General features: G+C 72.2%; 10 protein-coding genes. 9 read left to right on the top strand and 1 reads right to left on the bottom strand.

The genetic code is table 11. The features are described from left to right. Window positions 1–3 precede the first annotated feature (3 nt). From AQI95_RS40395 to AQI95_RS40375, 5 genes are all read left to right on the top strand, one after another. On the top strand, window positions 4–7842 hold the full coding sequence (locus AQI95_RS40395) for a non-ribosomal peptide synthetase (RefSeq protein WP_067135915.1): 7839 nt from the start codon (window positions 4–6) through the stop codon (window positions 7840–7842). 4 nt (window positions 7843–7846) lie between these two features. Next, the gene (locus tag AQI95_RS40390; protein ID WP_067135914.1) at window positions 7847–11659 is read left to right on the top strand and encodes a non-ribosomal peptide synthetase; all 3813 of its coding nucleotides are present in this window, start codon (window positions 7847–7849) and stop codon (window positions 11657–11659) included. Between the two features lie 79 nt (window positions 11660–11738). Then, window positions 11739–12479, top strand: coding sequence for a thioesterase II family protein (locus AQI95_RS40385; RefSeq protein ID WP_067135912.1), 741 nt, complete (start codon window positions 11739–11741; stop codon window positions 12477–12479). A 79-nt stretch (window positions 12480–12558) separates the two neighbouring features. Next, window positions 12559–13530 carry an ATP-binding cassette domain-containing protein gene (locus AQI95_RS40380; RefSeq protein WP_067135910.1) on the top strand — a complete coding sequence of 324 codons (972 nt, stop codon included), beginning with the start codon at window positions 12559–12561 and terminating at the stop codon, window positions 13528–13530. Beyond that, on the top strand, window positions 13527–14291 hold the full coding sequence (locus tag AQI95_RS40375; protein WP_067135909.1) for an ABC transporter permease: 765 nt from the start codon (window positions 13527–13529) through the stop codon (window positions 14289–14291). The genes AQI95_RS40380 and AQI95_RS40375 overlap by 4 nt, the downstream gene beginning before the upstream one ends. 134 nt (window positions 14292–14425) lie before the next feature. On the opposite strand, the gene AQI95_RS40370 is transcribed toward AQI95_RS40375, so the two are convergent. Continuing rightward, the gene (locus tag AQI95_RS40370; protein ID WP_244189032.1) at window positions 14426–15943 is read right to left on the bottom strand and encodes an FAD-dependent monooxygenase; all 1518 of its coding nucleotides are present in this window, start codon (window positions 15941–15943) and stop codon (window positions 14426–14428) included. A 404-nt stretch (window positions 15944–16347) separates the two neighbouring features. Between AQI95_RS40370 and AQI95_RS40365 the strand changes: the two genes are divergently transcribed. The 4 genes from AQI95_RS40365 to AQI95_RS40350 are packed head-to-tail and all read left to right on the top strand — an operon-like array spanning window position 16348 to window position 21737. Then, on the top strand, window positions 16348–16608 hold the full coding sequence (locus AQI95_RS40365; protein WP_067135907.1) for an acyl carrier protein: 261 nt from the start codon (window positions 16348–16350) through the stop codon (window positions 16606–16608). Then, window positions 16605–17855 carry a cytochrome P450 gene (locus tag AQI95_RS40360; protein WP_067135905.1) on the top strand — a complete coding sequence of 417 codons (1251 nt, stop codon included), beginning with the start codon at window positions 16605–16607 and terminating at the stop codon, window positions 17853–17855. The genes AQI95_RS40365 and AQI95_RS40360 overlap by 4 nt, the downstream gene beginning before the upstream one ends. Beyond that, complete coding sequence (locus tag AQI95_RS40355) at window positions 17852–18589, top strand: thioesterase II family protein (protein WP_067135903.1); 738 nt, start codon at window positions 17852–17854, stop codon at window positions 18587–18589. The genes AQI95_RS40360 and AQI95_RS40355 overlap by 4 nt, the downstream gene beginning before the upstream one ends. Window positions 18590–18641: 52 nt before the next feature. Further along, on the top strand, window positions 18642–21737 hold the full coding sequence (locus AQI95_RS40350; protein WP_079071866.1) for a type I polyketide synthase: 3096 nt from the start codon (window positions 18642–18644) through the stop codon (window positions 21735–21737). Window positions 21738–21751: the final 14 nt, after the last annotated feature.

Genomic DNA, 21751 nt, shown 5'->3' with positions numbered 1-21751 from the left:
TCGATGATCCCGTTGTCCTTCGCTCAGCGTCGGCTGTGGTTCCTCCACCGTCTGGAAGGCCCGTCCGCGACCTACAACATCCCGTTCGTGCTGCGCCTGGAGGGGCTGCTGGACACGGCGGCCCTGGCCGCGGCGGTGACGGACGTCGTCACCCGGCACGAGAGCCTGCGCACGCTCGTCGTCGAGAACGCGGACGGCACGCCGGAGCAGCGGATCCTGCCTCCCGAAGAGGCGGTATTGCAGTTCCGGGTGGTCGACGTGGCCGCGGACGCGGTGGACGCCGCGATGCACGAGGCCGCGCGCGAGGGCTTCGACCTGGACACGGAACTCCCCCTGCGCACCACCGTGGTCAGGATCTCCCCGCAGGAGCACGTGCTGGTGTTCGTGTTCCACCACATCGCCGCGGACGGGGCGTCGATGGCGCCGTTCATGCGGGATCTGCTGACGGCGTACTCGGCCCGCCACCAGGGAGCCGCGCCGCAGTGGGCCCCGCTCGCGGTGCAGTACAAGGACTACACGCTGTGGCAGCGGCAGCTGCTGGGCGACGAAGAGGACCCCGAGAGCGTCGCCGCCGCGCAGCTGGAGCACTGGCGCGACGAACTGGCCGGGGTGCCGCAGCCGGTGCAGCTGCCGCTGGACCGGCCGCGGCCGACGGCGGCCGGCCACGACGGCGGACACGTCGACTTCGAGCTGGACGCGGAACTGCTCGCCGGGATCGGGAAGCTGGCCGCGCAGCACGGAGCCACGGCACCGATGGTCGCCCAGGCCGTGCTGGCGGTGCTCCTGCACCACGTCGGCGCCGGCAACGACCTGACGATCGGCAGCCCGATCGAGGGGCGCGCCGATGAGCAACTCGACGATCTGATCGGGTTCTTCGCCAACACCTGGGTGCTGCGCGTCGACCTGTCGAAGAACCCTTCGTTCGGCGATCTGCTGGACCAGGTGCGGGACCGGGCCCTGGCCGCCTACGACAACCAGGACGTTCCCTTCGAGCGCCTGGTGGAGCTGCTGAACGCCGAACGCACCACCGCCTACCAGCCGCTGTTCCAGGTGATGCTGGCCTGGCAGTTCGAGTGGTCGCAGATCGAGACACCGGGCCTGCGGGTCACCCCCCTCCCGGCGGGCACCGGCACCGCGAAGTTCGACCTCTTCTTCAACATCGTCCCGGCCCCGTCCGGGGGCGCGTACGGGCGGCTGGAGTACGCGACGGAACTGTTCGACCACGCGACGGCCGTGAGCCTCGTCGAGCGCTACGTCCGTGTGCTGCGGCAGGTGGTCGCCGCACCCGGGACCCGGCTCGGCGGCGTGGACGTGCTCACGGGCGCCGAGCGGGACCGGCTGGCCCGGCTGAACGACACGACGGTGCCGGCGCGAGCGGCGACCGTACCGGAGCTGTTCGCCGCCCAGGTGACGCGGACGCCGGACGCGACAGCGGTGGTGTGCGGCGAGACCGAGTGGTCGTACCGGGAACTGGACGCCCGCGCCGATCGGCTGGCGGCCGCACTGCGGGACCGCGGTGTCGGGCCGGACGTCCTGGTCGCCGTGGCGCTGCCACGGTCCGCGGACCTGGTGGCCGCGCTCCTCGCCGTGCTCAAGGCCGGCGGCGCCTATCTGCCGATCGACCCCGACTACCCGGCCGCGCGGGTCGACCTCCTGCTCGGCACGGCCGATCCGGCCCTCGTGCTGACCGACTACGCGACGGCGCCGGTCGTGGCCAAGTGCCCGCAGCGGGTGCTGCACCTGAACGACCTGAGCCTCGACGGCCGCGCCCTCAAGGCCCCGGACGTCCGGCTGGAGCCGGACCACCTGGCCTATGTCATGTTCACCTCGGGGTCGACCGGGACTCCCAAGGGAGTCGCCGTCACCCACGCCGCTGTGGTCAACGGCGTACGGGATCTGCGCCGGATCGTGCGGGTCGGGGCGGGGTCCCGGATGCTCGCCGCGACCTCGGTGAACTTCGACGTCTCCGTGTTCGAGATCTTCACCGCGCTGACCTGCGGAGCGAGCGTCGAGATCGTCCGTGACGTACTCGAACTCGCCGAACGCGGCAGATGGTCGGGGACCACGGTCTCCGCCGTGCCCTCGGTCTTCTCCGCGCTGCTCGACCGGATCGGCACCGACGGCGAGGGCGGCCTCGAACTCGACGTGGAAACCGTCGTCTTCGCCGGTGAGGCGCTCTCGGCCGATCTCGTCCGCAAGGTGCGTGAAGCCCTGCCCGCAGCCCGTGTCGTCAACGCCTACGGACAGACCGAGAGCTTCTACGCGGCCACGTTCACGCTCCCGCAGCAGCCGGCTGACACCGGTGCGGTACCGGTCGGACGGCCACTGGCCAACATGCAGGCCCATGTGCTGGGCCCGGAGCTGACTCCGGTCCCGCCCGGCGTGATCGGCGAACTCTACGTCGGCGGGCTGCTCGCCCGCGGCTACCACCGCAACGCCGCGGTGACCGCGGAGCGGTTCGTGGCCTGCCCCTTCGGCCCCGCGGGCGCGCGCATGTACCGCACCGGCGACCTGGCCCGCTGGGACGAGGACGGCCGGCTCACGTACGCGGGACGGGCCGACGCCCAGGTGAAGGTGAACGGCATCCGGGTCGAGCCGACCGAGATCGAGACGGTCCTCGCCCGGCATCCCGCGGTCGGCCGCGCCGCGGTCACGGTGTGCGAGGACCACACCGGCACCACGCGCCTCGTCGGCTATGTGGCGCCGGCGGGCACCCAGGACGGCCACGCGGACGGCGGCACGGACCCGGACGCCAGGGTGTCGGTGGCGGAGCTGCGGCGGTTCGTGGCCGAGCGGCTGCCGGACTACATGGTCCCCGCCCTGTTCGTGGTGCTGGGGGAGCTGCCGCTGACCGCGAACGGAAAGCTGGACCGGGCGGCCCTGCCCGAGCCGGTGTTCGCCGGCGCCGAGTACCGGGCGCCGCGCAGCGACACGGAGCGCGCCCTGGCCGATGTGTTCGCGGACGTCCTCGGCGCCGAACGGGTGGGCGTCGACGACGACTTCTTCACCAGCGGCGGGGACAGCATCCGGTCGATCCAGGTCGTCGCGCGGGCCAAGACGCGCGGCGTGGTGGTCAGCACACGGGAGATCTTCGAGCACCGCACGATCGCCCGGCTCGCGGAACTGGTCGACGGCCGCGAAGCGGACGAGCGCGTGATCCTGGCCGAACTGCCGGGCGGCGGCGTGGGCTGGGCTCCGCTGACGCCGACGGCGGCGCACGTGCTCGCGCTGGGCGGTGGCCTCGGCCGGTTCTGCATGTCCGCGATGCTGACCCTGCCCGCGGACATCGACCGTACGGGGCTGCTCGCGACGCTCCAGGCCGTGCTGGACCGGCACGACGTCCTGCGTTCCCGGCTCGACCGGGCGAAGCCGGGCCTGTGGATGGAGCCCGTCGGCAGCGTGGACGCGGGCGCACTGGTACGGGAAGTCCCTTACGGAGACGCCGATGTGAAGGCCGAGCTGGACGCGGCCGCGGACCGGCTGGACCCGGACGCGGGCGTCATGGCGCAGTTCGTGTGGTTCACCTCCGACACGGACACGGACACGGACACGGACACGGGCGCGGATGCGGGCCGGCTGCTGATCGTGCTGCACCACCTGGTCGTCGACGGGGTGTCCTGGCGGATCCTGGTGCCGGACCTGGTGTCCGCCTGGCAGCGGATCCAGGGCGGACTCCCCCCGCAGCCGGCCGGGCCGGGCACCTCGCTGCGGCGGTGGGCGCACGCGCTGGCCGACGAGGCGGCCACCCCCGACCGGACGGCGGAACTGCCCCTGTGGCAGGAGATCCTGCGCGCGGAGGACCTCGTGCTGGGAGCACGGGAACCGGACCCCGTCCGCGATGTCACGTCGACCGTGGACATGGTGCGCGTCCAGGTGCCGACAGACGTCACCGAGACCTTGCTCAGCACGGTGCCCGCGGTGTTCCGCGGCGGTGTCGACGACGGGCTGCTGGCCGGGCTGGCACTGGCGCTGGCGCGCTGGCGCGGGGCGCGCGGCGTGACCGGGCCCGCGGCGTCCTCGGCGCTGGTGCGGCTGGAGGGGCACGGCCGGGAGGAACACGTGGTGCCCGGCGCGGACCTGTCGGGCACCGTCGGATGGTTCACGGCGATGTTCCCGGTGCGGCTGGACCTGGCCGGCATCGACCTGGCGGACGCGTTCGCGGGCGGTCCCGCCGCCGGACGGGCCATCAAGACCGTCAAGGAGCAGCTGCGGGCCGTGCCGGACAACGGCATGGGCTACGGCCTGCTGCGCCACCTCAACCCGCAGACCGCCGCCGCGCTGGCCGGCGAGCGCCGGCCGCGGATCGGCTTCAACTACCTGGGCCGGTCCTCCGGCGCGGACATCCCCGAGGAACTGCGCGGCCTGGGCTGGGCCCCGGACACCGCACACCGAGGACTGATCGCCGCGCCCGACGCGGACATGCCGGTGCTGTCGGCGCTGGAGGTCAACGCGGTGGCCACCAGCGCCCCCGGCGGCGACGAACTGACCGCCTACTTCAGCTTCCCGACCGGTGTGCTCTCCCGCGACGAGGTGAGCGAGCTGGCCGGGCTGTGGGTCGAGGCGCTGACCGCCCTGGCCCGCCACGCCCAGGCCCCCGACGCCGGCGGGCTGACCCCGAGCGACGCGCCCCTGGTCCCGGTGCGCCAGCAGGAGATCGACACCTGGGAGGACCGGTTCGGCAGGCTGGACCAGGTGTGGCCGACGACACCGGTGCAGTCCGGGATGTTGTTCCACACGATGCTGGCCGGATCCTCCTTCGACGCCTACCACATGCAGCTGGTGTTCCACCTGTCCGGCGAGGTCGACCCGGAGCGGATGCACCGGGCCGCGCAGGCGCTGCTGAAGCGCCACGCGGGCCTGCGCGCCGGGTTCGCCGACCGCGCGGACGGCGAGATGGTGCAGGTCGTGCCCCGGACGGTGGCCCTGCCCTGGCGGCACCTCGACCTGAGCGCCGCCGGCGAGGCGGAGCGGACCGAGACGTTCGAGCGGTTCCTCGCCGAGGACCGGGCCACCCACTTCGACGTGGGCGCCCCGCCGCTGATCCGGCTGGCACTCGCCGTCCTCGAACCCGGCCGCGCCGAACTCGTGATGACCGCCCACCACGTGCTGATCGACGGCTGGTCCATGCCCCTGCTGATGCGGGACCTGCTGCTGCTCTACGCGTCCGGCGGCGACCCGGCCGGCCTGCCCGCGACCCGCGACTTCGGCGAGTTCCTGACCTGGCGCGCCCGGCAGGACGAGAAGGAGTCCGCACGGGTGTGGGCGGCCGAGCTGGCCGGGGTCGAGGAGCCGACCCTGCTCGCCCCCGGCTCCGAGGGCGTCGGCGACGAGGGCGTCGACCAGCTCGACATCGCGCTCCCGCCCGAGGAGGCACGCGAACTGGGCCGGCGCGCCACCGAGCTGGGCGTCACCGTCAACACCCTGGTCCAGGGCGCCTGGGCGCTGCTGCTGGGCCGGCTCACCGGCCGAGGGGACGTGGTGTTCGGCGCCACCGTCTCCGGGCGCCCGCCCGCGGTGACGGACGTCGACTCGATGGTCGGGATGTTCATCAACACCCTGCCCGTACGCGTCGAGTACGCGCCCGGCGACACCCTCGCCGAGGTCCTCACCCGGCTGCAGAGCCGGCAGGCCGGGCTGCTGGACCACCACCACTACGGGCTCACGGAGATCCAGCAGTCCATCGGCCTGCAGTCCCTCTTCGACACGCTGGTCGTCTTCGAGTCGTACCCGGTGGACCGGGACGGGCTCAGCGCCGCCACCGAGGCCGCGGACGGGATCGCCTTCACCGGCCTGCGCGCGTCCACGGCCACCAACTACCCGCTGACCCTGATGGCGGCCGTCGACCCGCACCTGACGCTCTTCCTCCAGTACGCGAAGGGCGTCTTCGACCGCGATGCGGTCCAGGTGCTCGCGGACCGCCTCCTGCGCGTCCTGCGGCAGCTGGCCGCCACCGCCGAGCTGAAGGTCGCCCAGGTCGACGTCCTGGACCCGGCCGAACGCGAGCGGCTGCTCACCGAGTTCAACGACACGGCCGTCCCCACTGCCGACGCCACCATCGACGGGCTCGTCGAGGCACAGGCGGCGCGCACCCCGGACGAGACCGCCGTGGTCGCCGAGGGCGAGTCGCTCACCTACCGCGAGCTGACCACCCGGGCGGGCCGCCTCGCGCGCGAACTGGCCGGACGCGGGGTGGGCCCGGAGTCGGTGGTCGCCGTGTCGCTGCCGCGGTCGGCGGACCTGGTGGTCGCGCTGCTCGCGGTCCTGAAGGCGGGCGGCGCCTATCTGCCCGTCGACCCCAAGTACCCCAGCCACCGTCTGGAGGCCATCTTCGAGGAGGCACGGCCGCGCCTCGTCCTGACGGACTCCACGACGGTCGCGGTGCTGCCGCGGCACGACGCCCCGGACCTCCTCCTCGACGCGCTCGACCTGTCCGAGGACGACGGCACCGTCCCCGAACTGCCGCTCCACGCCGACCGGTTGGCGTACGTGATGTACACCTCCGGCTCCACGGGCAAGCCCAAGGGCGTCGCCATCACCCACCGATGCGTGGTCAACGGCGTGCTGGGGCTCGCCTCCCGCGTGGGCATGCGGCCGGGCAAGCGGCTCCTCGCGGGCACCTCGGTCAACTTCGACGTCTCGGCGTTCGAGATCTTCACGACCCTCGCCACCGGCGGCGTCGTCGAAGTGGTCCGCGACGTCCTGGTCCTCGGCGAGCGCGACGCCTGGAGCGGCGCCGTCATCTCCACCGTGCCCTCCGCCTTCGCCGAACTCGTCGACCAGATAGCGGGCCGCACCAGCGTGGAGACGGTCGTCTTCGCCGGCGAGGCCCTGCCCGCCTCGCTCGTCGACAGGACCCGGGACGCCTTCCCCGGCGTACGGATCGTCAACGCCTACGGACAGAGCGAGTCGTTCTACGCCACCACCTGCACCGTCCGCGGCGGCACACAGGACCGGGCGGGCAGCGCGCCCGTCGGCACCCCGCTCGGCAACATGCGGGCCTACGTCCTCGATCCGGGCCTGGCCCCGGTGCCGCCGGGCGCGGTCGGCGAGCTGTACGTCGCGGGGAAGGTGGGCCGCGGATACCACGGCCGCGCCGGACTGACCGCCGAGCGCTTCGTCGCCGACCCCTTCGGCCCGGCCGGCTCGCGCATGTACCGCACCGGTGACCTGGCTCGCCTCGACGCCGAGGGCCGGCTGGAGTACGCGGGCCGCTCGGACGCGCAGGTCAAGGTGCGCGGCTTCCGCGTCGAGCCCGGCGAGGTCCAGGCCGCGCTCACCGCGCACCCCGGCATCGCGCAGGCCGCCGTCATCGCCCGCGACGGGCGCGGCGGCGGCTCGGGCAAACAGCTGGTCGCGTACGTCGTGCCCGCCGCCACCGGCGACGACCCGGCGACCGGCGACCGCTCCTACCTGGAGCCGAGGGAACTGCACGGCTTCGTCTCGCAGCGGCTCCCGGACTTCATGGTGCCCTCCGCCTTCATGGTCCTCGACCGGCTGCCGCTCACCCCGAACGGCAAGCTGGACCGGGCCGCGCTGCCCGAACCGCAGTACACCGGCGCCGCCTACCGGGCTCCCCGCACCGCCCGCGAGGAGACCCTGGCCGGCCTGTTCGCCGAGGTGCTCGACGTGGACCGGGTCGGCATCGACGACGGCTTCTTCGAGCTGGGCGGGCACTCCCTGCTCGCCACCCGGCTGATCAGCCGCGCCCGTGCAGAGCTGGGCATCGAGATCCCCATCCGCAAGATCTTCGACCTGCCGACGGTGGCCGCGCTCGCAGCGTGGTCGGAGGAATCGGCCGCTCCACGCCGCCCCAGTCTGCGCCCGATGACCGTGAAGGAGTGAAGCAATGATTCCGCTGTCCTACGCCCAACGCCGCATGTGGTTCCTGCACCAGCTGGGGGGCGGGTCGGAGGCCTGGAACATGACGGGCTCGTTCCGGCTGACCGGACGCCTGGACCGGGCCGCACTCGTCGCGGCGATCCGCGACGTGGTCGAGCGGCACGAGATCCTGCGCACCGTCTACGTGACGGACGACGACGGTGAGCTGCACACGCGGATCCTGCCGATCGAGCAGGCGGCGCCGCAGGTGCCGGTGGTCGACGTGGCGCCCGACGAGGTGTCCGGCGCGATCGACGAGGCCGTCGCGCACCGGTTCGACCTGGCGGCCGAGATCCCGTTGCGGGCCACCCTGTTGCGCTGCTCGCCCGAGGAACACGTCCTGGTCACGGTCGTCCACCACATCGCCATGGACGGCAGCTCGGGCGCGCCGCTGACACGGGACCTGGCCGCCGCCTACACCGCCCGCCGGGACGGCCGGGCACCGCAGTGGGAGCCGCTGCCCGTGCAGTACAAGGACTACACGCTGTGGCAGCGCGAGGTGCTCGGCGACGTGTCCGACCCGGGCAGTCTCGCCGCGGCGCAGATCGCGTACTGGCGCGAGGAACTGGCCGGGGTGCCGCAGCCGTTGAACCTGCCGCTGGACCGCCCCCGGCCCGTGAAGCCGAGTTCGCACGGCGACACGGTCGGCTTCACCGTGGCACCGCGGGTGGCGGCCGGGCTGGAGAAGCTGGCCACCGAGCGCGGAACGACCATGTCGATGGTCATGCAGGCCGCGCTGGCGGTGCTGCTGCGCAAGCTCGGCGCCGGGGACGACGTGACGATCGGCACCCCGATCGCCGGGCGGACCGACGAAGCGTTGGCCGATCTGATCGGGCTCTTCGCCAACACCCTGGTGGTGCGCGCCGACCTCTCCGGCGACCCGTCGTTCGCCGACCTGCTCGGGCAGGTCCGCAACAAGGCGCTGGCGGCCTACGAGCACCAGGACGTGCCCTTCGAGCTGCTCGTCGAGTCGATCAACCCCGACCGCTCCACGGCGTACCAGCCGTTGTTCCAGGTGCTGTCCGCCTGGCAGAACTACGCCCGCCAGACCCTCGAACTCCCCGGACTCGACGTGGAGTTCCAGCAGGCCCTCACCTCGACCACCCAGGTCGACCTGTACTTCAGCATGATCACGGACGAGTCCGGGACGCTGCAGGTCGACATCCAGTACGCGACCCAGCTCTTCGACCGGGACACGATCGAGGCCATGGCCGCCCGGTTCGGGCGCGTCCTGGAGCAGCTGGTCGCCGAACCGGGCCTGTGCGTCGGGGACGTCGACGTACTGAGCGCGGCCGAGCGGGAGCGGCTGGTCGGGGAGGTCAACGACACCGTCGAGCCGACCCTGGAGCCGGGGCTGGTGGAGGCGGTGCGCCGGCAGGTACGGGCGACACCGGACGCACTCGCCCTCATCGGCGAGGAGGAGGTGCTCACCTACCAGGAGCTGGAGGTGCGGTCGAACAGGCTGGCGCACTGGCTGGCCGACCGCGGTGTGCGGGCGGAGTCGCCGGTCGCCGTGTGCCTGCCCCGGTCCGTGAGCCTGGTCGTGGCGCTGCTGGCGGTGCTGAAGGCCGGCGGGGCCTACGTCCCGGTCGACCCGGACCACCCGCGTTCCCGCATCGACTACGTCCTCGAGCACGCGGATCCGGTGCTGGTGCTCGACGCCGGTGTGCTGGCCGGCGCGGACTGCTCGACGTATCCGGACACGGCGCCCGAGGTGGTCGTCCGGCCGCAGAACGCGGCGTACGTGATCTACACGTCGGGCTCGACGGGGACCCCCAAGGGGGTGTCGGTCCCGCGCGGTGCGCTGGCGAACTACCTGGCGACGGCGCGGCGCCGGATCCCGTTGTCGTGCGCGGACCGGATGCTGTTCAGCACGACGGTGTCGTTCGACATCGCGGGCACCGAGCTGTACCTCCCGCTGATCTGCGGCGCCGCCGTGGTGGTGGCGGGGAAGGACACCCTCACCGATCCGGCGGCCGTGGTGGAGATGATCCGCCGCCACGAGGTCACCGTGGTGCAGTCCACGCCCGCGTTCTGGCAGATGCTGCTGACGAGCGAGCCGGACGCCGCGCAGGGCCTGCGGATCATGGTCGGCGGTGAGGCACTGCCGGCCCGCCTGGCCGAGACGCTGGCGGACCAGGCCACCGAGGTGAGCAACTGGTACGGCCCGACCGAGACGACGATCTGGTCCACCACCGCGCCCGTGAAGGCGGGGACGGGCGCACCCGCGATCGGGACACCGATCGGGAACACCCAGGTGTATGTGCTCGACGCGCGGCTGCGCCCGGTTCCGCGCGGCGTGCAGGGCGATCTGTACATCGCGGGCGACGGGCTGGCCCGCGGCTACCAGAGCCGGCCGGAGCTGACCGCGGAGCGCTTCGTGGCCTGCCCGTTCGGCCCCGCCGGCGCCCGGATGTACCGCACCGGAGACCTGGTGCGGTGGGACAGGGACGGCCAGCTGGAGTACATCGCGCGCACCGACTTCCAGGTGAAGATCCGGGGCTACCGGATCGAGTTGGGCGAGATCGAGCATGCCCTGGCCGCACATCCCGGTGTGGCGCAGGCGGTGGTCGTGGTGCGCGAGGACCAGGAGGGCGACAAGCGCATCGTGGGTTATGTGGTGCCCACGCCCGGTGCCGCGGCGACCGACGAGCCGGCCGACCGGCTGCTCGCCGAGCTGAACGTGCACCTGCGCGGGCGTCTGCCGGACTACATGGTGCCCTCCGCGGTGATCTCGCTGCCGGAGATCCCGCTGACCCCGAACGGGAAGCTCGACCGTCGGGCACTGCCCTCGGAGCACACGCGCACCACGGTCAGCCGGGAGCCGCGCAACTCCCACGAAGAGAAGCTGTGCGCCCTGTTCGCCAAGCTGCTCGGCAAGGAGAAGGTCGGCATCGACGACAACTTCTTCTCGCTCGGCGGGCACTCGCTCATGGCCACCCGGCTCAGCGCCGCCATCCGCAAGCAGTTCGACGTCGAGATGCCCATGAGCACGATCATCAAGTACCCCACCGTGGCCGAGCTGGCCGCGCTCGTGCTGATCGGTGGCATTCCCGACGACGAGGCCGACTCCTACGCGGTCGTGCTGCCGCTGCACGCCGACCCCGGTACGGGCAAGCCGCCGATGTGGTTCTTCCACGGGGGCGGCGGGCTCGGCTGGTCCTACTTCAGCTTCGCCCCGTACGTGCCGGACCGGCCGGCGTACGCCCTGCAGTCCCGTGGCTCCGACGGCACGGGCGCGCTGGCGGGGTCGGTCCAGGAGATGGTCGACGACTACGTCGCCCAGATGCTCGACATCCAGCCGGAAGGGCCCTTCCACATGATCGGCTGGTCCTACGGCGGCCCGGTCGCGCACGCCGTCGCCACGGAACTGGACCGGCGCGGGCACGAGGTCGCCCTGGTGGCCATTTTGGACGCCCAGCCGGGCAGCGGGTTCAGGGAGCTGGCCGGCTGGAAGGCCTCGACGTACCGCGAGGAGATCGAGGAGCAGTTCGGCCAGTACATGAACACCCGCAACATGGACGACTTCCTGGACAACATGTCGAGGGTGGGGGCCAACAACCTGTCCCTCATGGCGGAGTTCGAATCGCCGGTCTACCGCGGCGACGTGCTCTTCTTCAACGCGGCGTCGGACAAGGACGAGTCATGGGCGCCCCTGTGGCAGCCCCATGTCCTCGGTGCCATCGACTCCTACGACGTGCGCGCCACGCACAACGACTTCCACATGCCCGGACCCGTGGCCGAGATCTTCGAGGTCATAGGCCGCAGGCTCGCGCCATGACCGGGCATCGCCTTCCCGCAACCGGTTCGACGAACCGACGAATGGATGATTGGGGTTGGTCGGGGTGACAGAACCCGGCATGTCAGCGGAACACGGGGACCGGGCCACGCTGCTGTGCGTGCCCTTCGCGGGAGCGGGTCCCTCGTTCTTCCACCCCTGGCGGGAGCTGTCCGCCGGCCGGTGGCGAGTGACCTCGGTCGAACTGCCCGGCAGGGAGCGGCGGATCCTCGAGACGCCGTACCGCAACGTGGTCGAAGCGGCCAAGGGCTCGATCGACGAGATCGTCGCGGACCTCGGCGCGGGGGCGCGGACCGTGCTGTTCGGGCACAGCCTGGGCGCGGTGCTCGCGTACGAGCTGGTGCACCTGCTGAGCGCGCGCGGCGTGCACGTCGAACGGCTCGTCGTCAGCGGTTCGCCGGGGCCGTGGACCCAGCGCGAGCGGCGGGCGACGGGGCTCAGGGACGAGGAGTTCCTCGCCCGGGTCGAGGAGTTCGCGGGGTTCCGGCACGAGGCGCTCGACCACCCGGAGATGCGTGAACTGATTCTCCCCGTACTGCAGGCCGACTGCGAGATGCACGAGAACTACGTGCCGAGCACCGACGAACCGGTGTCCGTGCCGATCTGCTCGCTGCGCGGCAGCTCCGACGGCCTGGTCACCGCGGAAGAGGCACGGCAGTGGCAGGCGGCGACCACGGGCGGGTTCAGCTGTGCGGAGTTCCCGGGCGATCACATGTACCTGGTCGACAGCGGCCGCGAGGTGCTGGACGTGATCGAGGCGGAGTCCGCCCGCGGTCGCTCGTGCGGGGTGGGCACGACGTGATGAGCACCCATGTGACCAGGGGATTTGTGGTCGAACGCCAGGACAGGTGTGTGACAGGGCCGGAGAGGAACGTGGAGGCATGAGAAGTTCAGCGATCGCGGTTTCGGGGCTGCGCAAGGCATATGGCGACAAGGTCGTGCTCGACGGCATCGACTTCGATGTCGCCGCGGGTTCGGTCTTCTCCCTGCTCGGCCCGAACGGGGCCGGCAAGACGACGACGGTGAACGTCCTGACGACGTTGATGAAGGCCGACGCCGGCACGGTGCGCATCGCCGGGCACGACGTGGCGAGCGCGACCAAGGAGGTGCGCCGGGTCATCGGTGTGACCGGTCAGTTCGCCGCGGTGGACGAGCTGCTCTCGGGCCGGGAGAACCTGCGGCTGATGGCGGACCTGAAGCGCGTGCGCCCCGGCGACCAGGTGGTCACGGAGCTGCTGGAGCGGTTCGACCTGGTGGAGTCGGCGGACAAGATGGCGGCGACCTACTCCGGTGGTATGCGCCGCAAGCTGGACCTGGCGATGACGCTGGTCGGCGCCCCGCAGATCATCTTCCTGGACGAGCCGACGACGGGTCTCGACCCGCGCAGCCGGCGCACGATGTGGGGGATCGTCCGCGAGCTGGTGGCCGACGGCACCACCATCTTCCTGACCACCCAGTACCTCGAGGAGGCCGACCAGCTCGCCGACCGGATCGCGGTGCTCGACCAGGGCCACCTGGTCGCCCAGGGCACCCCCGAGGAGCTCAAGCGCCAGGTCCCCGGCACCCATGTCCGGCTCCGGTTCGCCGACCTCTACGAACTCGACGAGGCGGCGCGGGTCCTAGCCGGGGCCACGCGGGACGACGAGGAGCTGATCCTGCGGGTGCCCAGCGACGGTGAGTCGAAGTCGCTGCTCGGCCTGCTGAGCCGGCTCGACGAGCACATGATCAACGCCAAGGAGTTCTCCGTGCACACACCGGACCTCGACGACGTCTTCCTCGCCCTGACCGGGCGCGCGGGCACCGAGCGCACCGAGCGCACCGAGCGCACCAGCGAGGAGGCGATCGCCCGATGAGCGCTGTCTCGACGTCGTTCGGCGACTCGGCGATCATGCTGCGTCGCAATTTCAAGCACACGGCACGCAATCCGGTCACGGTGTTCAACGCGGTCCTGTTCCCCATCGTGATGATGCTCATGTTCGTCTATGTGTTCGGTGGCGCCTTCAAGGTCGACGGCAAGTACATCGACTACGCGGTGCCGGGCCTGCTCGTGATGGCCATCACCTACGGCCTGGGACCGACCGCGGCGGCCGTGAACGGCGACATGACGACGGGCATCATCAACCGGTTCAAGGCCATGGACGTCTCGCACGGCGCCGTGCTGACCGGCCATGTCGTCGCCACGACGGTGCGCGCGCTGATCGCCGACGCGGCCATCATCGGGGTCGGTTTCGCGATGGGATTCCGTCCGCACGCCGACGTCGCGCAGTGGCTCGCCGCGATCGGCCTGATGCTGCTGCTCGCCCTCGCGACCAGCTGGCTCACGGTCGCCCTGGGCCTGGGTGCGAAGACGGTGGAATCGGCGGGCCTGGCCACCGTGCCGCTGATCATGCTGCCGTTCCTGAGCAGCGCGTTCGTCCCCGCGGACACGATGGGCACCGGCGTGCGCCAGTTCGCCGAGTACCAGCCCTTCACCCCGATCATCGAGACGCTGCGCGGGCTGCTGCTGGAAGGCCATGTGTCGACCGGCCACGCCGTCGCCGCCGTCGCCTGGTGCGTCGGGCTCGCGCTCGTCGGATACGTGTGGGCGATCGCCAACTTCAAGAAGCGGGTCTGAGCCACGGGCACCCGCGTCCACCCCGCACGACGACGGCGGCCGCCAGGACCCCCACCGGGTCCTGGCGGCCGCCGCCGTACGAGCCCCGGACCGACCGGCACCGGCTGAGGTGCCCCTCGGTCCGGGGCGGTGTCTCACCCGTGCCGGGCCGGACCGAACCAGGTGGTGAGGGCGGCCCGCAGCGCGCGGACGCCGGGTGCGCCCTCGGCGGGGGCCGCCCAGGCGACATGGCCGTCGGGGCGGATGAGGAGCGCGGCGGGAGCGGGGATCTCGCCGACGCCCGGGACCGGCCAGTGCTCGTCCTCGCTGCGCGCCTCGACGACGTCGACACGGTCGGCCCAGCCCCCGGCGACCTTCGCCAACTCGGCGCTGCCGCGCAGATCGAGCAGGACGGGGCGGGCGCAGTGCAGCAGCTCGTGGACACGGGTGGTGCCGTCGGACGTCTTGAGGTCGGCGTCGGGGACCCGGCGGCCCGCCAGCAGGTGGTCGCCGTCTACCGGATACCGGATGTCCAGTGCGGTGAGCATGCCCCGCAGATGCCGGTTGACGTCGTCGAACACCATGAGCGAGCCGAACACCTCGCGCAGCGCGTCCGTCTGGGCGCCGGGGCGGGCCAGCGCCGACTGCGCCCGGGTGTTGTGCAGGACGCGCTCCCCGACGGCGTGGCGCTCGGTGTGGTAGGTGTCCAGCAGACTCTCCGGAGCCCGTCCGCGCACCACCGAGGCGAGCTTCCAGCCGAGGTTGACCGCGTCCTGCACGCCCATGTTCAGCCCCTGCCCGCCGGCCGGGAAATGGATGTGCGCCGCGTCGCCCGCGAGCAGCACCCGGCCGTCCCGGTACGTGGCGGCCTGCCGCGCGGCGTCGTTGAACCGGGAGACCCACCGCGGGCTGTGCATGCCGAAGTCGGTGCCCGCCAGCCGGACGAGCGACTGCCTCAGCTGCTCGAACGTCGGAGCCTCGTCGCGGTCCACGACCCGGTCGTACTCGGAGGTGATCACCCGGTACCAGCCCGGCTCGAAGGCGATCGCCGACCAGTCGCCGCCCGCACAGCGCCGCACCCACACGTAGTCCTCGGGCAGATCGGGCAGTTCCACGTCGCCGATCAGCGCGGTCATCGTCGCCTCGGTGCCGGGGAAGTCGATGCCCGACAGCTTGCGCACCGTGCTGCGCCCGCCGTCGCAGCCCACCAGATAGCGGGCGCGCAGCGTCGCCGGTGCCGCCTCGGCCGTGCTCAGCTCGACCGTCACGCCGGCCTCGTCCTGGCGGATCCCGCTCACCTCGGACGAGAAGCGCACCCGCACGCCGAGTTCGCCGGCCCACTCCTCCAGCAGCCGCTCGATGGCGGACTGCAGGATCATCAGCGGATAGGGGTGCCTGGACTCGAACTCGTCGAAGTCCAGGTAGAGGCCGGAGAAGTGGCCCACCGGCTGCGGTTCGCCGACCGCCAGGAAGCGGTCGAGGATTCCGCGCTGGTCCAGCACCTCCAGGGTGCGCGAGTGCATCCCGCCGGCCCGCGACTCACCCGTGCGCTCGGCGAGCCGCTCGACCACCACCACGTCGACGCCCGCGAGCCGCAGCTCGCAGGCGAGCATCAGGCCCGTCGGCCCGGCGCCCGCGATCACCACGTCCGCGTCCATGCCGGTGTGTCCCACGTCGTTCCCCCTCTTCCACTGGGCCTCTATCGTCGTCGAACCACCTTCACGTTCACGGAACGTGGATCGGCCGGTCAACAAATGCCGGTTCCGCGACGGGCGAGCCGCGCCCGAACTTGCCCTGTCCCGCCGGCGGGACACTCCCGCGGGGCGAGCAGGCGCCGGCATGCAGCTCGCCGGTGCACTCTCAACCCCACCGGCCCTCGCACGCCGGACACCGCCGGGACGGTGTGAGCGGGACGCGCATTCACGCAACACTCCATTCGGCCATTCGAAGAATTTGTCTCGCCGGCGGGACGGCGCACAGGGTCCCCCGCGGTCGTCATGGCGGTGACGGTCCGCGGACAGGGCCGAAAAGGACGCGAGCGGGCACTCCCGGTCGGCGGAGGAAGGAAAGACTGGCAATGGAACGACAAGCCGCGCCTTCGAGCGCGCCGGTATCGCTGGGGCAGGAAATCGCGGAGCTGTGGGGGGAGTTCCTCCACTGCCGGATCGGGCCGGACGACGACTTCTTCACGCTCGGCGGCAACTCGCTGACCGGCATCAAGATCATCGACCGGGTGGCGCAGGACTACGGTGTCCAGCTGTCCGTGCGCGACTTCTACCTGGCGCAGACCCCGGCCCGGGTCGCCGAGCTGATCGAGCAGGGGAGGGCCGGGGCGTGAGGCTGACGCCGGGTCCCGGGTACGACGTCGACCTCGACAGCGTCGACCTGTTCGACCTGGACCTGTACACCTCGGGCGATCCGCACCCGATCTGGGACGCGATGCGGGCGAAGGCACCCCTGCACCACCAAGTCCTGCCGGACGGCCGGGAGTTCTGGTCGGTCACCCGCTACGAGGACGTCTGCCGCGTGCTCGGCGACCACCGCGAGTTCACCTCGGAGCGCGGCACGGTCCCCACCCACCTCGGGACGGACGACGTCGCGGCCGGCGTGCTGATGACGTCCACCGACCCGCCGCGGCACACCGAGGTCCGCCGGCCGCTCGGCGCCAAGCTGACCGCGCGGGCGGTGAAGTCCTGGGAGGACTCGATCCGCGGGACGATCCAGCGCTTCCTCGAACCGGCGCTCGACGGCGAGACCTTCGACCTGGCCGAGCGGGCGCTGCTGCTGCCGGCGATGGTCACGGGCCCGCTGCTGGGGATCCCCGAGAAGGACTGGGAGGAACTGGTCCAACTGACCGCGATGGTGACGGCTCCCTCGGACCCGCACTTCCTGCAGGGCAGCGAAGCGGCGACGCTGGCCATCTCCCACCACGAACTGGTCACCTACGTCAAGGAATGGGTCACGGCGCGGCGGGCGGCCGAAGGCGGCGACGACAGCCTGCTCCACCACCTCATGAGCGTCCGCCCGGGAGGCGCGCCGCTGAGCGACGAGGAGATCGCCCTCGACGGCTACAGCATTCTCCTGGGCGCCAACGTGACGACGCCGCACACCGTCTCGGGCACGGTGCAGGCGCTCGTCGAGCGGCCCGAGCAGTTCGAGAAGGCGCAGGCGGACCCGTCGCTGATCCCGAACCTGGTCGAGGAGGGGCTGCGCTGGTCGTCGGCCGCGTGCAACTTCATGCGGTACGCGGTGGACGACGTCCACATCGGCGGGGGCACGATCCCGGCCCGTGGGGCGGTCGTCGCGTGGATCGGATCGGCCAACCGCGACGCGGCGCAGTTCCCCGACCCGCACACCTTCGACATCACGCGGAGCAACGCCAAACGGCAGGTCGCCTTCGGGTTCGGGCCGCACTTCTGCATCGGGGCACCGCTGGCCCGGATGACCCTGCGCGTCTTCTTCGAGGAACTGCTCCAACGCTTCCGATCGATCGAGTTCGCCGGCGAACCGCAGCACCTGCGGTCGTACTTCATCGCCGGGATGACCCACCTCCCCATCGTCGCCCAGAAACGGCGGACGCCATGACATCAGGCTCCACCACCGCCCCGTCGCCGTGGTTCGTGCGGCCGCCGTCCACCGACCACGCCGCCCGGATCTTCTGCTTCCCCTTCGCCGGGTCCGGGGCCTCGGCCTTCAGCGCCTGGCCGGCCGCGCTCGACGACGTAGAGGTCTGCCCGGTGCAGTTCCCCGGCCGCGAGAACCGGCTCGGCCATCCCCACTACGGCACCTACGAGAACCTCGCCGCCGCCCTGGTCGAGCCCCTGGCACCGCTGCTCGACCGGCCGTTCGCGTTCTTCGCGCACTGCGCGGGCGCGCTGCCCGCCTACGAGACCGTGCTCAGGCTCGCCGAACACGGCCTGCCCACACCCGAGTGCCTGTTCGTGTCCGGCCAGCCGGCACCGCACGACGCCTCGTGCGACCGGATGCTCACCTTGACCGAGCCCGAACTGCGCGCCGAGGTGGAGTCGTTCGTCCGCAGCCGGGGCGTCGAGCCACGGCCGGACATGGTCGACCTCGGCCTCATGGTGCTGCTGCGTGACCACGCCGCCGCGGGCGCGTACCGGCGCCGGGAGCCGGTCGCGGTGGACTGCCCCGTCGTCGTACTGCACTGGCGCGACGACCCCGACGTCAGCCTCGACGCGCTCAAGGGGTGGCGCCGGTACGCGGACTCCGTCGAGTTCCGGGTGGTCGAGGGCGGCCACTACGACTTCATGGACGCGCCGCACGAGCTGCGGAACCTGTTGACCGGTTGGCGGTGAGGGCGGTGCGCCCCGCAAGAGCCGTACGCCGAGGGAACCGGAAGGAATTCGCATGAGTGGCGCAGTCACCGATATTGCCGTCATCGGGATGTCGTGCCGCTTCCCCGGCGTGCGCGACCCGGGTGAGTTCTGGCGCCTGCTGCTCGACGGCGGGTCGACCGTCGCGACGTTCCCCGAGCGTCGGGCGGCCGGCTCCCACCACATGTCCCATCCGGACGCCGACACCCTGAACGCGGGTTCGTTCCTCGACTCCGTCGACGGGTTCGACGCGGAGTTCTTCGAGACGCCCGCGGCGGAGGCGGCCGCCATGGACCCCGTACAGCGGCTGGGGCTGGAGCTGGCCTGGGAGGCCGTCGAAGACGCCCGCATCCCGGCGAGCGCGCTCGCGGGCCGCGCCATCGACGTCGTGGTCGGCTCCGCGCCCTCCGGCTACGACCTGCTGCGCAAGCTGTCCGGCAGCGACCGCGACGACCACTACGCCGCGCTCGGTTCGAGCGGTGCGCTGATCGCGAACCGCATCTCGGCCCTGTTCGACGTCCGCGGCATGAGTTTCTGCGCGGACTCGGGCCAGTCCTCCTCGCTGGTGTCGCTGGCGCTGACGTGCGAACGGATCCGCAGCGGCGCCATCGACATGGCGATCGCCGGCGGCGTGGAGCTGGTCGTCGATCCGGAGGCGGGAGCCGCCCTGGCGAATCTGGGCGCCCTGTCGCCCGACGGCCGCTGCTTCCCCTTCGACGAACGGGCAGGCGGCTTCGTCCGGGGCGAGGGCGGGGCGTTCGTCCTGTTGAAGCGGCTCGACCTCGCCGTCGCCGAGGGCGACCACATCTACGCGGTGGTGCGCGGCTGGGGCGTCAGCAGCGGCGGCGCGTCCTCCCGGATGCCGGATCCCAGCCCCACCGGGCAGGCGGCGGCCGTGCTCCGCGCCCTGCAGTGCGCGGATGTCGCGTTCGACGGTGTCGACTACGTCGAGGCTCACGGCACCGGCACACGGCTCGGCGACCCGGCCGAGATCTCCGGTCTGCGCGAGGTGTTCCGGGAGACCGGCCGCAGCCGCCCCCTGGTGATCGGCTCCGTGAAGGCGAACGTCGGGCACCTGGAGCCGGCCGCGGGCATCGTCGGCTTCGTGAAGGCGGCGCTCTGCCTCGACCGCGCGCAGCTGGTCGCGAGCGTGAACTTCCGCTCCGCGAACCCCGCCATCCCCGACTTCCAGAAGGACTTCGAGGTCCTGCGCACCGCGCGGCCCTGGCCGAGCGAGCCCGGCCGGCCGCGACGGGCAGGGGTGTCGGCGTTCGGCATGGGCGGCACCAACGCGCACGTGATCCTCGAACAGGCCCCCGAGGAGCGGACCGAACGGCGCGCCCCGGCTGGGGACTCGGCCCGCGCGGGCGGTCCCCGGGTGCTGCCGTGGGTGCTCTCGGCGCGGTCGGAGCCGGCGCTGCGGGAGCAGGCGGCACGACTGCGCGACCTCGTGGCCGCGGACGCGTCGCTGCCGGCCGCCGACGTGGGGCACTCGCTGGTGTCGACGCGGTCGCTGTTCGAGCACCGGGCGGTGGTCCTCGCCGGTGACCGCGAGGAGTCGCTGGCCGGTCTCGACCTGGTCGCGGCGGGCGGCGACTCGGCGCGGGCGGTGCGCGGCGCGGCCACCGCACCGGCCGGTCCGGTCGTCTTCGTGTTCCCCGGCCAGGGGTCGCAGTGGCTGGGCATGGGCAGGCGGCTGTACCAGGAGTCGGAGGAATTCGCGCGCGGGATCGACGAGTGCGCGCGGGCCCTCGAGCCGTGGGTGGACTGGTCACTGGTGGACGTGGTGACCGGTGCCGAGTCGGCCGCGTCGCTGGACCGGGTGGACGTCGTCCAGCCGGCGCTGTTCGCGATGATGGTGTCGCTGGCACGGGTGTGGCGGTCGCTGGGGGTGGTCCCCGAGGCCGTGGTGGGGCACTCGCAGGGGGAGATCGCCGCGGCGTGCGTGGCGGGCGCGCTCTCGGTCGAGGACGCGGCGCGGATCGTCGCCCTGCGCAGCCGGTTCGCGATCGAGCTGCTCGAGTCGGGCGGGCTCAGCGCCGTGGCCGCGTCCCCCCGATGGGTGGCCGACCGGCTGGAGCGGTGGTCCGGGCGGCTCTCCACGGCGGCGGTCAACGGGCCGACGTCCGTGGTGATCGCCGGCGACATCGAGGCCCTGGACCAGTTCGCCGCGATGGCCGCCGAGGACGGCGTCCGGGTGCGCCGGGTCAAAGCGGCCTACGCCTCGCACTCGCCCCATGTCGAACCCGTCCGTGACCGGCTGCTGGAGGCCACCGCGGATGTCGCGCCCAGGGAGTCGGCGGTGGAGTTCCACTCCACGGTCACCGCCGGGGTGCTCGACACGCGCGCGCTCGACAGCGCGTACTGGTACGACAACCTGCGCTCGATGGTGCGCTTCGGCGAGGTCGTCGAGAACCTGATGCGCGACCGCGGCGGCGTGTTCGTGGAGATCAGTCCGCATCCGGTGCTCCGGGTGGCGATGGAGGAGGCAGCCGACGCGCTGGCGCAGGCGCCGGTGGTGGTGGGCACCCTGCACAAGGACGACGGGAGCGCGGGCAGGATCCTGACGTCGCTGGCCGAGCTGCATGTGCGTGGTGTGCCGGTGGACTGGACGGCGGCGTTCGCCGCGGACCGGCCGCGCCGGATCGGCCTGCCCACCTACCCGTTCCAGCGGCAGCGGTACTGGCTGACGGCGCCCGAGGACACCGACACCGTGCACGGCCCCGCCGGGCGGGCGCGCCGCGCGGGCCCGGGCACCGGCGCGGCGGACCTGGACTCGCCTTCGGCGGTCCTCACGCTCGTGTGCGCCGAGACCGCCGCGCTGCTGGGCGCGAGGGCAACGGCTCCGACGGGCGCCGATCTCGCGGCACGGGCGAGCGAGACCTTCAAGGCGCTGGGTTTCGACTCCTCGATGGCCGTGGGGCTCCGCAACCGGCTGACCGCGGCGAGCGGGGTGCGGCTGCCGGCCACCGTCGCGTTCAGCCACCCCACTCCGCAGACGCTCGCCCTCCACCTCTTCTCCCTCCTGGAGCCGGACGTGCCCGACGCCCCGGAACCGGTGGCGGAGACGAGACCGGAAAGCACCAGTGATGACGATTTGTTCGAACTGATCGACCGCGGATACGTGTAGCCACAGCTGTTCTT

This window comes from Streptomyces yokosukanensis (assembly GCF_001514035.1).
GTDB lineage: Bacteria > Actinomycetota > Actinomycetes > Streptomycetales > Streptomycetaceae > Streptomyces > Streptomyces yokosukanensis.
The sequence above is the reverse complement of the archived record's forward strand: the minus strand, read 5'-3'. Positions and strand labels throughout refer to the sequence as shown.